Here is a 9,913-nt window from a genome sequence, read left to right as displayed (position 1 = left end):
CCATCAGCCCCCCCTGCCAGCTATCTGCCACCCACGGAGAACAGCGTGAACGACACCTCGCATGCGAACCCCGCCGACCCGGTATCCCCCTCGCCCGACCTGGTGCAGGTCGTTCTCGACGAGTGCTCGGCGGCCGACGCGGACACCGTCTTCACCGTGCTGCGCGAACACTTCCCCTCCGACCGGGGCGACGACGCGCCCCGCCAGACGGGCCAGTCCGAGTCCGCCGTCTGGACCGGCGAGTTCCGCGCGGAGAAGGCGCCGGACTCCGTCCCCGGCGTCCTGCTCGCGGGCTCCGTCACCGCCGACCTCCAAGGCGGCCCCGTCGCGGTCGGCCGGGTGCGCTCGGTCCTCGAATCGGCCTTCGTCGCCGAACAGGTCGGCAGCGTCTCCGGCGACCAGGAGGTCCAGGTCCAGCTCCGCCTGACGGGCGCCGAACACGGAGAGCCCCGAGCGAAGGCCTGACCGGACGTACCCCTCCGCGTGTCGTACGCCGAACCCCGGGGCCCCGGTCCGGCGTGCGGCATCGTGTCGCGGGTGAGACTGGAACTGGTGCGCGCGGTCGGCCCGGCCCTGCTCGCCGCGGCGCTGCTCGGCGCGCTCACCGGCTGCGGCGTCGACGCCCGCGAGGACGCCGCGGCGCGGGCGGCGGACCGCTTCGAGGCTGGCCTGCGCACCTCCGACGCCGCCCGCGGCTGCGCCGCGCTCGCCCCGGGCACCCGCGACGAACTCCGGCGCGACGCCGGACTGCCCTGTGTCCGGGCCCTGACCGACGCCGGGCTGCCGACGGCGGGACCGGTCCGCACGGTCGACGTGTACGGAAGGCAGGCACGGGTGGTGGGCGCCGGGGACACGCTCTTCCTGTCGTCCTTCGCGCACGGCTGGAAGGTGGTGGCGGCGGGCTGCACCGCACGCCCCGAGCGGCCGTACCAGTGTCTGATCAAGGGCGGTTGAGCGTGCGGACCCTGTTCACGGCCTACCTGCTCATGGTGCTCGGCGGGCTCACCTACTGCGTGGTGATCGGGCTGATGCGCCGGTGACGGGGTCGCGCCGCCGGCTACCGCGCTTCCTGCGCCACAACGGACTGACCCTGGCGTTCGGTGCGGGCTTCCTGCTCGCCCTGGCCGGACAGGCTGTCGCCGGGCACGCCGACTTCAACAACCAGCTCATCGCGGATGACCTGCCGCCGCTGAGCTTCGGCGGCTATCTGCTGAGCTCCGACTTCGCGGTGGACGTGACGGAGAACTGGCAGTCGGAGTACCTCCAGTTCTTCCTCTACATCTTCGGCACGGTCTGGCTGCTCCAGCGCGGCTCCCCGGAGTCCAAGCCGCTGGGCGAGGCGGGCCCGGGGTCCGACGGGAGACAGAGGGTGGGCCGCCACGCCACACCCGACTCGCCCCGCTGGGCGGCCCTCGGCGGCCTCCGCCAGGCCTGGTACGCCCGCTCGCTCGGCACGCTGATGTGCGTGCTGTTCCTGCTCTCCTGGCTCGCCCAGTCCGTGACGGGCGTGGCCGCGTACAACGAGGAACACCTGCGCGAACTCAAGGCGCCCATCGGCTGGTCCGCCTACCTGGGCACCGCCGACTTCTGGTCCCGCACGCTCCAGAACTGGCAGTCCGAACTGCTCGCCGTGGGGTCGATGGCCATCTTCTCGGTCTATCTGCGCCAGCGCGGCTCACCCGAGTCGAAACCGGTGGGCTCGCCGCACGGCGCGACCGGCGTGGAGGGCTGAGGGCGCGGCGGTCCCGCAACGGCGGTCACGCGGCGCGCAGCGCGCTCCGCCCCCGCCGCCAGTTCTCCAGGAGGTGTGCGCCGAGCCGGTCCTCCAGGAAGCCGGTGGACTGGATGCCGAAGGCCACGTCGGCGTCGAGGTGCGGTTCGGCGGTCAGCAGGCCGCCGACCACGTCCCTGCGCACCACCTGCTCGTGCACCGCGTCCGCCGTCACGTGCTCGTCGTAGAACCGCTGGGCGGCGGGGCCCGCGCCGACCCGGCGCAGGGCGGCGGCGAGGCGGCGGGAGCCGGGCGGCGAGGTGACCTCGACGGCCGCGAAGTGCCCGACGAGTGCGCCGCGCAGGGCGCGGTGCAGGCCGAACAGTGACATCAGGTTCACCGTGGCGAGTGCCTCGGCGGGGGCCGCCTCGATGTAGTGGCCGTAGGCCGTCTCCAGGCCGAGGTCGGCCATCAGCTCCGCGAACAGCCGGGCGTGCACGTCCTCGGCGCGCCCGGCGCCGAACTCGTCGAACTCGATGGCCACCATGGCCGCCTTGGCCCGGCCGTGCAGCCGGGGTATCACCCAGGCGTGCGGGTCGGCCTCCTTGAGGTGGTACAGCGAACGCAGGGTCGCGTACTCCCTGAGCTGCCACAGCTCCCCGTCGCGCTGGAGGTGGTGGCTGACGCTGTTCTCGTCGTGCCCGACGGGTTCCACCAAAAGCCCGGACAGGGCCTCCTCCGCGGTGTCGACCGCGGGCACGTCGGCGCGCAGGATCGTCAGGAAGCGCTGTTCGAGGGCGTGCCGGACGGTGAGGAGGCCGGGGTCCCACTCCCGCTCGTCGGGCACGTCGGCGTAGCCCTGGTAGTGGAGCTCGTACAGGACGTAGAGCGCCAGCTGGAGGTCTTCGCCGTACGGGTCCGCGTCCGCCGCCCGGCGTTGGAGGGCAGGGGCGGGGCCGCCGTCCCGCAGGGCGGTGATGACGCCCTCGGACAGCGCGCCGCGCGGCGCGGGGAGCGCGGGGCTGTGGAGGCGGGGCTCCCGGACCTCGGTGGAGGCGCTCATGACGTCGTTTCCTTTTCCCCGGGGCCGTCCGCCGCGCGTGCGCCGCGGCCCTCCGGTTTCACTCGCTTGCGGTGGCTGGTGTCGCACCACGGGTAGGCGCGGCTGCGGCGGCAGGTGCAGATCGCGACGGTGAAGCGCCGCGACGCGTGCACGGTGCCGTCCTCGCCGACCACCTCGACCGGGCCCTCCACCAGGAGCGGCCCCTCGGGGTCGACCGTGACGCGGCGGGGTCGGTCATCGGCGTTCGGCACGGATCACCACCAGCTCTTCGAGGCTGTCGTCGGCGCCTATGAGGTTCTGGCTGCGCAGCCACGCCCTGCGGGAGCGGAGCACGGGCCCGAGGGGTATGTAGGCGCGGTCGGTGACCTTCGGGACCATGCCGACCTGCCTGAGCCGGGACAGTGTGACGTCCACGTCGCAGAGCGCGGAGTGCACCATCAGCAGGGTGCCGCCCTCGCGCAGGGCCCCCGGTGCCGCCTCGCAGACGCGGTCCACGACCGACCGCCCGCAGGGCCCGCCGTCCCAGGCGCGCGCCAGGCCCCTGCGGGGGAGCACGGGGGAGGGCGAGGGGACGTAGGGCGGATTGCTGATCAGGAAGTCGAAGGGGCCCTCCGGGATCGCGGTCGTCAGGTCGCCCCGGTGCACGGTGACCGACTGTCCGGCGAGCCGGGCGTTGAGCCGCGCGGTGAGCACGGCCCGCCAGGAGATGTCGAGCGCCGTGACCCGCCCGCCCAGGCGTGCGGCGGCCACGGCGAGCGCGCCGCTGCCCGTCCCGAGGTCCAGCACGGTGGCGCCTTCGACGGCCTCACGGCGCAGGGCGCGGGTCAGCAGTTCGGTGTCGTACTGGGGCGCGTACACGCCGGGCGGCGCGAGCAGGTTCGCCGGGCGTACCGGCTCCGGCATGGGCGTCCGCGTCTCCGTGGTCATACGGCGTCTCCCATCTGTGGGCACTCCCACGAGGGGCCTCCCTCCCTCCAAGGTCCGCCGGTTCGCGTGGAGTCACCAGTCGAACCGTGACAGGTGGTGACATAGCACGAACAGTGCGGACTTCTTACAGGCTTCCGTCCCGTCACTGAGTGCCCGGCGCACCCTGATCCATTCCTGGTGCGCGTCCCGCGCGGCGGACGGGCGGCACAGGGCGCCGACCACGGACCGGCCAGTGACCGGCTACGGGCCCTCGTCGCGGTCCGGGGTCGTGTGGCGGTGCCGTGACCAGGCGGGCAGCACGAGCCAGCAGAGCAGGTACCAGCCGACGACTCCGGCCACCAGATAGGGCACCACGGCGTTGTGCGTGGCGACGCGCAGGACGAGCAGCAGGGCCGCCGTCAGGGTGCCGAGGAGCAGCGCGAGGCCGATGAGGGTCAGGCGCGAGGCCCAGACCACCGCCTCCGGTTTGATCCGGCGGCCCGTCACCAGGCGGTGGAAGGAGACGGGTGCGATGAGGGCGCCGGTCGCGGTCGACCCGAGGACGACCGTCACGATGTAGATCGTCCGGTCGGTGTCGCCCAGGTCCCCGAACCGCTCGGTGAAGACGACGGTGAGCAGGAAGCCGAAGAGGATCTGCACGCCGGTCTGCGCCACCCGCACTTCCTGGATGAGCTCGGCCCAGCGCCGGTCCGCGCGCTCGGTCCGCGTCTCGTGGCGGCCCTCCGCCCCGGGTCCCTTGCGGGGCTCGTCGGACCTGCCGCTTGACGCGTCCACGGCTACGAGTCTGCCCAGGAACCGGCGAAAGGACAATCGGAGGGATCAACGCTGATTCGGGTGATCGAGGCGGGGCACACGGTCGCTGAGCGAACGTCTCACGATCAAGCCCGCGAGGGAGGAGCCCCCGTGCTGCTGGCACACCCCGTCCTGCTGGAAGACCTGGTGGAGCGCTACAAGGCCCTGGCGATGCTGCGTGCCGATCAGGGCAGCGCCGCGAGCCGCCAGGAATTCCACGACGTCGCGTACAGCCTGTGCGTCGCGACCGGTACGAGTGACGTCGATGCCGCGCTGCTCGCGGCGAGCCACCGGCTGCCGGGGGCCCGTACGGAGGACGACTCCGTGCTGTCCGCCTGACGGCCGGGGTCCCTCGTGGCCCCGTCCGTCCGAGCACCGCGAGGGCCCCGGGACACCTGACGGTCCCGGGGCCCCCCCCCCCCCCCCCCCCCCGCACGCCCTGTCCCCGCCCGTGCCGTCTACTCGGCCGGGCCGTACCAGACGGTCGTGGCGTTGCAGAACTCGCGGATGCCGTGGCCGGAGAGCTCACGGCCGTAGCCGGAGCGCTTGACGCCGCCGAAGGGCAGCCCGGGGTGCGAGGCGGTCATGCCGTTGAAGAAGACGCCGCCCGCCTGGATGTCCCGTACGCAGCGCTCCATGTCGGCGTCGTCCCGGGTCCAGACGTTGGAACTGAGGCCGAAGGGGACGTCGTTGGCGAGTGCCACGGCCTCGTCCAGGCCGGTCACGCGGTAGAGGGTGGCCACGGGGCCGAACGTCTCCTCGCGGTGGATGCGCATCTTCGGGGTGATGTCGGCGAGGACGGTGGGGGAGTAGAACCAGCCCTGGTCGCGCCCCTCGGGCCGGCCGCCGCCGCAGAGGACGGTCGCGCCCTGGCCGACGGCGTCGTCGACGAGCTCCTCCAGGTCCTTGCGGCCCTGTTCGCTGGAGAGCGGGCCGACGTCGGTGGCGCGGTCGAGGGGGTCGCCGACGGTCAGCTCCCGCATGCCCGCGACGAACCGGTCGCGGAAGTCGTCGTAGACGTCGGCGTGCACGATGAAGCGCTTGGCCGCGATGCAGGACTGCCCGTTGTTCTGCACCCGGGCGGTGACCGCCGTCTTGGCCGCGCGTGCGACGTCGGCGCTGGGCAGGACGAGGTAGGGGTCGCTGCCGCCGAGTTCGAGGACCGTCTTCTTGATCTCGTCGCCCGCGATGGAGGCCACCGAGCGGCCCGCGGGCTCGCTGCCGGTGAGGGTCGCGGCGGCCACGCGGCCGTCGCGCAGGATGTCCTCGACCGCGCCGGAACCGACGAGCAGCGTCTGGAAACACCCCTGGGCGAACCCGGCGCGCCGGAAGAGGTCCTCCAGGTACAGCGCCGTCCGCGGCACGTTCGACGCGTGCTTGAGCAGGCCCACGTTGCCCGCCATGAGGGCGGGGGCGGCGAAGCGCACGACCTGCCAGAGCGGGAAGTTCCAGGGCATCACGGCGAGGACGACGCCCAGCGGGCGGTAGCGGACGAGGGCCCGCGTGGCGCCGGAGTCGCTCACGTCGGCCTGCGCGGGGTGCTCGTCGGCGAGCAGTTCCTCGGCGTGCTCGGCGTACCAGCGCATGGCCTTCACGCACTTCGCCGCCTCGGCCTCGGCCGCCTTGACGGGCTTGCCCATCTCGGTGGTCATCGTCCGTGCGATGTCGGCGGTGTCCTCTTCGAGGAGGTCGGCGGCCCGGTTCAGGAGCCGGGCGCGTTCGCCGAAGCCGGTGGTGCGGTGGGTCGCGTACGCCGCTTCGGCCGCCGCCAGGCGGCGCTCGATCTCCGCGGAGCCGAGCGGCTCGAAGGTTTCGAGCGTCTCACCGGTGGCGGGGTTGACCGTGGCGATGGGCATGCGGTTCCTCCTGGAGGGGTGCCTGGGCGCGGTGGATGCGGCCCCCGGCCCGGGATGGCCAGCGTAGGCCGACGGGCGGGCGGGGGCATGCGCAGAGTGCCCCCGCTCGCCGGGACATAACGTCCCGCACCGCCCGGCTCCGCTCACAGGCCGAGTTCGGTCAGTCCCGGGTGGTCGTCGGGGCGGCGGCCGAGGGGCCAGTGGCAGAGGCGGTCGGCACCGGCGATGGGGAGGTCGTTGATGCAGGCGTGGCGCACCCGCATCAGGCCGTCGTCGCCGAACTCCCAGTTCTCGTTGCCGTAGGACCGGTACCACTGCCCGGAGTCGTCGTGCCACTCGTAGGCGAAGCGCACCGCGATGCGGTGGCCGTCGTGCGCCCAGAGTTCCTTGATCAGCCGGTAGTCGAGCTCGCGCGCCCACTTGCGGGACAGGAAGGCGACGATCCCGGCGCGGCCGGTGACGAATTCGGCGCGGTTGCGCCACCGGGAGTCCTCGCTGTAGGCGAGGGCGACCTTCTCGGGGTCGCGGCTGTTCCAGCCGTCCTCGGCGAGGCGGACCTTCTGCACGGCCGTCTCGCGGGTGAAGGGCGGTACGGGCGGGCGCGCGGTGGTGGTCATGTCACTCCTGAGCAGGGACCGGTCGGAGAACGTGCGTTCTCCACTGTAGTAGCCTGCGGTCCATGAACCACGCCGAAGCAGAGGTCAGGCTCCTGGACGCCGCCGAGCGGCTGTTCTACGAGCGGGGCGTCCAAGCGGTCGGCATGGACCAGGTGCGGGCCGCGTCCGGCGTCTCGCTCAAGCGGCTGTACCAGGTGTTCCCCGCCAAGTCGGAGCTGGTCAGGGCCTGCCTCGACCGCAGGGACCGCCGCTGGCGCGCGCGGCTCGCGACCGCCGTGGAGGAGCGCCCCGAGGGGGACGAGCGCCTCCTCGCGGTCTATGACTGGCTTTACGCGTGGTTCGCCGAGCCGGACTTCCGCGGCTGCGCCTTCGTCAACGCCTACGGGGAGCTGGGCGCGGTCGACCCGGCGGTGGCCGACGCCGTACGGGCCCACAAGCGGGCGTTCCACGCCTATGTGGCCGCGCTGGTGGCGTCCGCGGGCCACCCGGAGTCGCTGGCCGGGCCGCTGGTCCTGCTCGCGGAGGGCGCCATGACGACCGCCGCGATCTCCGGCTCGCCGGAGGCGGCCCGTGCGGCGCGTGCGGGTGCGGCACGCCTGCTCGGCGCGTCGTAAGCTCCGACCTCCGGCCTAGGAGACCGGACTTGAGGAGGGGCGATGGCGAAGACGTACCGCGTGAACTTCGGTACGAGGGCGGTCAACCGGGTGTTCCACACGATGACCCGGCTGGGCTTCGGCAAGGGCTACCGGTACAACCTGTCGGTGCGCGGGCGCAGGACCGGGCGTCTCTACTCCACCCCGGTCGACGTGATGTCGTCCGGTGAGGAGCGCTGGCTCGTGGCGGCCTACGGGGTGAGCGACTGGGCGCGCAACGCGCGGGCCGCGGGGGAGGTCGGGCTCAGCCGCGGCGGCAGGTCGCGGACCCTGCGGGTGACCGAGCTCGGGCCCCAGGAGAGTGTTCCCGTGCTGCGCCAGTACTGGCGTGAAGTGCCCGTGACGCGGGCCTACTTCGACGTGACCGGCGACTCCTCCGACGCGGAGTTCGCGGCCGAGGCGGCCCGGCACCCGGTGTTCCGGCTGCTGCCCCCCGAGTAGGGCGGGACGCGCGGAGCCGGGCGGTCCTGACGCGAGATCAGGACCGCCCGGCCGTCGTGCGCGGGGAAACGCGGAAGAGCGGGAAGAGCGGAGGAGGGGTCAGCAGCTCAGGTTGGAGCCCGGCGTGGTGCCGAGGATCTGCGTGAACTGCTTGTAGCGGTCGACCCGGCTCTGGACCTGGGCGGGGTTGCCGCCGTTGCACTCCAGGGTGCCGTTGATGGCGCGGATGGTCTCACCGAAGCCGCGGCTGTTGACCATGGCGTTGTGCGGCGTCATGGTGCCCGGACCCGACTGGGTGTTCCAGTACCAGAGGCCGGTCTTCCAGGCGACCGCCGGGTCGCGCTCCACCAGGTAGGGGTTGCGCAGGAGGTCGATGCCGAGCGCGTCGCCCGCCGCCTTGTAGTTGAAGTTCCAGCTCAGCTGGATCGGGCCGCGGCCGTAGTAGGCGGCCTGTCCCGCGGGGCAGCCGTAGGGCTGGTTGGCGTCGCAGTAGTGCGGGTAGTTGGCCTGGTTCTGCTCGACGACGTACACCAGACCGCCGGTCTCGTGGTGGACGTTGGCGAGGAACGCCGCCGCCTCCTGGCGCTTGACGGTGTCGCTGCCGGTCTTGGCGAAGGCCGGGTACGCCTTGAGGGCGTCGGTCAGGCCCTTGTAGGTGTAGAACGAGTTCCGGCCCGGGAACATCTGGTTGAACTGCGCCTCGCTGACCACGAATCCGGACGGGTCGGGGTTGCCCGGGTCGGTGCCGCCACCGCAGGTGCCCGCGTCCGACCAGACGTCGGAGCGCCCCGGCGTCTCGTTCTGGGTCCACCACTTGGCGGTCCAGTTGTGGCCGTTGTACGAGGCGGTGTTGCCGCCCGTGTAGACCGAGGACGAACTCCAGGGCGCGGCGCACGCGGCGGCGGACGCCGTGGCGGCGGCCGGGCCGAGGACGATCATCGCGCAGCCGGGCGGGCGCGGGGTGGGTGCCGCGCCGCCATGGGGGTGCCGTGAAGCCAATCGAAATGGTCTGAACCTGTCAAGGTCTGGACCAATACTGGCGCGATGCCGTCCAGAGGGTGGACGGCTCGTCGCGCGGGCCGCTGCCGGAGCGGCTCGCTCGTGACGCGGGGCTTTGACAGTGCGAAACATAGGATGTTCCCCTGTGTGAGAAACATGGGATGTTCCCATGTTTGTCCGATGTGAGAGAGGGTGCCGATCCGATGCCGTTGCGCAGCGCCGCCCGGACCAACCTCGTCGACCTGGTCATCGCCCAGATGGAGAGCCTCATCTCCGACGGCGAGTGGAAGGTCGGCGAGAAGATCCCGGCCGAACCGCTCCTGGTGGAGCAGCTCGCCGTGGGCCGCAACACCGTGCGCGAGGCCGTCCGCGCCCTGGTGCACACCGGCATGCTGGAGCCGCGCCAGGGCGACGGCACCTACGTACGCGCAAGCAGCGACTTCGGCGCGGCCGTCCAGCGCAGGATGCGCAGGGCCGGGGTCCTTGAGGCGTACGAGGTGCGCGCCTGCCTGGAGCGGGACGCCGCGCGGCACGCCGCCGAGCGCCGCACGGAGGAGGACCTCACCACGCTGCGCGCCGCGCTCGCCGAGCGGGGCCTGGCCTGGGAGAGCGGCAGCACCGCCGCGTTCATCGACGCCGACATGGCCTTCCACCGCACGGTCGCCGACGCGGCGCACAACAGCGTCCTCGCCGAGCTGTACGGGCACCTCAGCGACGTGCTGCGCGAGACGCTGCAATCCGTCGTCGCCGCCCCCGTGCCGGACGCCGTGCGCCACCAGTTCGACGCGCACGAGGCCATCGTCGACGCCATCGAGGCGCGCGACCCCGCGGCGGCCGAGGCCGCCGTACTCGCC

The 9,913-nt window shown here is 72.7% G+C and carries 14 protein-coding genes; 7 read left to right on the top strand and 7 right to left on the bottom strand.

The window, feature by feature from the left end:
* From AB8Z36_RS20145 to AB8Z36_RS20135, 3 genes are all read left to right on the top strand, one after another.
* A partial coding sequence (locus AB8Z36_RS20145) for a hypothetical protein (protein ID WP_369214738.1) occupies positions 1 to 465 on the top strand: 465 nt, incomplete at its 5' end.
* A gap of 72 nt (positions 466 to 537) precedes the next feature.
* Positions 538 to 954: a hypothetical protein gene (locus AB8Z36_RS20140; RefSeq protein ID WP_369214737.1), complete on the top strand. Its 417-nt coding sequence runs from the start codon at positions 538 to 540 to the stop codon at positions 952 to 954.
* Between the two features lie 82 nt (positions 955 to 1,036).
* Positions 1,037 to 1,732 (top strand): DUF6766 family protein, encoded by a 696-nt coding sequence (locus tag AB8Z36_RS20135; RefSeq protein WP_369214736.1) that lies wholly within the window; start codon positions 1,037 to 1,039, stop codon positions 1,730 to 1,732.
* A gap of 25 nt (positions 1,733 to 1,757) precedes the next feature.
* On the opposite strand, the gene AB8Z36_RS20130 is transcribed toward AB8Z36_RS20135, so the two are convergent.
* From AB8Z36_RS20130 to AB8Z36_RS20115, 4 genes are all read right to left on the bottom strand, one after another.
* The gene (locus AB8Z36_RS20130; protein ID WP_369214735.1) at positions 1,758 to 2,774 is read right to left on the bottom strand and encodes an iron-containing redox enzyme family protein; all 1,017 of its coding nucleotides are present in this window, start codon (positions 2,772 to 2,774) and stop codon (positions 1,758 to 1,760) included.
* Positions 2,771 to 3,025, bottom strand: a complete 255-nt coding sequence (locus tag AB8Z36_RS20125) for a CDGSH iron-sulfur domain-containing protein (RefSeq protein WP_369214734.1) — start codon at positions 3,023 to 3,025, stop codon at positions 2,771 to 2,773. Before AB8Z36_RS20125 ends, AB8Z36_RS20130 begins: the two co-directional genes overlap by 4 nt.
* Complete coding sequence (locus AB8Z36_RS20120) at positions 3,009 to 3,701, bottom strand: HemK2/MTQ2 family protein methyltransferase (RefSeq protein WP_369214733.1); 693 nt, start codon at positions 3,699 to 3,701, stop codon at positions 3,009 to 3,011. Before AB8Z36_RS20120 ends, AB8Z36_RS20125 begins: the two co-directional genes overlap by 17 nt.
* A gap of 240 nt (positions 3,702 to 3,941) precedes the next feature.
* A complete protein-coding gene (locus tag AB8Z36_RS20115) occupies positions 3,942 to 4,475 on the bottom strand; it encodes a DUF6328 family protein (RefSeq protein WP_369214732.1) in 534 nt (177 codons plus the stop codon).
* A gap of 129 nt (positions 4,476 to 4,604) precedes the next feature.
* Between AB8Z36_RS20115 and AB8Z36_RS20110 the strand changes: the two genes are divergently transcribed.
* Complete coding sequence (locus AB8Z36_RS20110) at positions 4,605 to 4,832, top strand: DUF5133 domain-containing protein (RefSeq protein ID WP_369214731.1); 228 nt, start codon at positions 4,605 to 4,607, stop codon at positions 4,830 to 4,832.
* A gap of 119 nt (positions 4,833 to 4,951) precedes the next feature.
* On the opposite strand, the gene AB8Z36_RS20105 is transcribed toward AB8Z36_RS20110, so the two are convergent.
* Together AB8Z36_RS20105 and AB8Z36_RS20100 are read right to left on the bottom strand one after the other, a co-directional pair.
* Complete coding sequence (locus AB8Z36_RS20105; RefSeq protein WP_369214730.1) at positions 4,952 to 6,349, bottom strand: NADP-dependent succinic semialdehyde dehydrogenase; 1,398 nt, start codon at positions 6,347 to 6,349, stop codon at positions 4,952 to 4,954.
* A gap of 143 nt (positions 6,350 to 6,492) precedes the next feature.
* Complete coding sequence (locus tag AB8Z36_RS20100; RefSeq protein WP_369214729.1) at positions 6,493 to 6,966, bottom strand: nuclear transport factor 2 family protein; 474 nt, start codon at positions 6,964 to 6,966, stop codon at positions 6,493 to 6,495.
* A gap of 62 nt (positions 6,967 to 7,028) precedes the next feature.
* Here AB8Z36_RS20100 and AB8Z36_RS20095 point away from each other — a divergent pair, with 62 nt between their 5' ends.
* Entirely contained in the window at positions 7,029 to 7,580 is a 552-nt protein-coding gene (locus AB8Z36_RS20095; RefSeq protein ID WP_369214728.1) for a TetR/AcrR family transcriptional regulator, read from the top strand.
* A gap of 42 nt (positions 7,581 to 7,622) precedes the next feature.
* Positions 7,623 to 8,060 (top strand): nitroreductase/quinone reductase family protein, encoded by a 438-nt coding sequence (locus AB8Z36_RS20090; protein WP_369214727.1) that lies wholly within the window; start codon positions 7,623 to 7,625, stop codon positions 8,058 to 8,060.
* Between the two features lie 99 nt (positions 8,061 to 8,159).
* Here AB8Z36_RS20090 and AB8Z36_RS20085 read toward each other — a convergent pair whose 3' ends face one another.
* Positions 8,160 to 8,999, bottom strand: a complete 840-nt coding sequence (locus tag AB8Z36_RS20085) for a glycoside hydrolase family 19 protein (RefSeq protein ID WP_369214739.1) — start codon at positions 8,997 to 8,999, stop codon at positions 8,160 to 8,162.
* A gap of 263 nt (positions 9,000 to 9,262) precedes the next feature.
* Here AB8Z36_RS20085 and AB8Z36_RS20080 point away from each other — a divergent pair.
* Positions 9,263 to 9,913, top strand: a 651-nt coding sequence (locus AB8Z36_RS20080) for a FadR/GntR family transcriptional regulator (RefSeq protein WP_369214726.1), incomplete at its 3' end; no start/stop codon positions are given.

Source organism: Streptomyces flavofungini, from assembly GCF_041028215.1.
Taxonomy (GTDB): Bacteria; Actinomycetota; Actinomycetes; order Streptomycetales; family Streptomycetaceae; genus Streptomyces; species Streptomyces flavofungini_B.
Note: the sequence above shows the minus strand (reverse complement) of the source record. Positions and strands in the feature narration are given on the sequence as shown.

Bases quoted from the DNA above. Each gene is read 5' to 3' on its own strand.
- AB8Z36_RS20130 (WP_369214735.1), bottom strand. From the start codon at position 2,774: ATGAGCGCCTCCACCGAGGTCCGGGAGCCCCGCCTCCACAGCCCCGCG.
- AB8Z36_RS20120 (WP_369214733.1), bottom strand. From the start codon at position 3,701: ATGACCACGGAGACGCGGACGCCCATGCCGGAGCCGGTACGCCCGGCG.
- AB8Z36_RS20105 (WP_369214730.1), bottom strand. From the start codon at position 6,349: ATGCCCATCGCCACGGTCAACCCCGCCACCGGTGAGACGCTCGAAACC.
- AB8Z36_RS20100 (WP_369214729.1), bottom strand. From the start codon at position 6,966: ATGACCACCACCGCGCGCCCGCCCGTACCGCCCTTCACCCGCGAGACG.
- AB8Z36_RS20095 (WP_369214728.1), top strand. From the start codon at position 7,029: ATGAACCACGCCGAAGCAGAGGTCAGGCTCCTGGACGCCGCCGAGCGG.
- AB8Z36_RS20090 (WP_369214727.1), top strand. From the start codon at position 7,623: ATGGCGAAGACGTACCGCGTGAACTTCGGTACGAGGGCGGTCAACCGG.
- AB8Z36_RS20085 (WP_369214739.1), bottom strand. From the start codon at position 8,999: ATGATCGTCCTCGGCCCGGCCGCCGCCACGGCGTCCGCCGCCGCGTGC.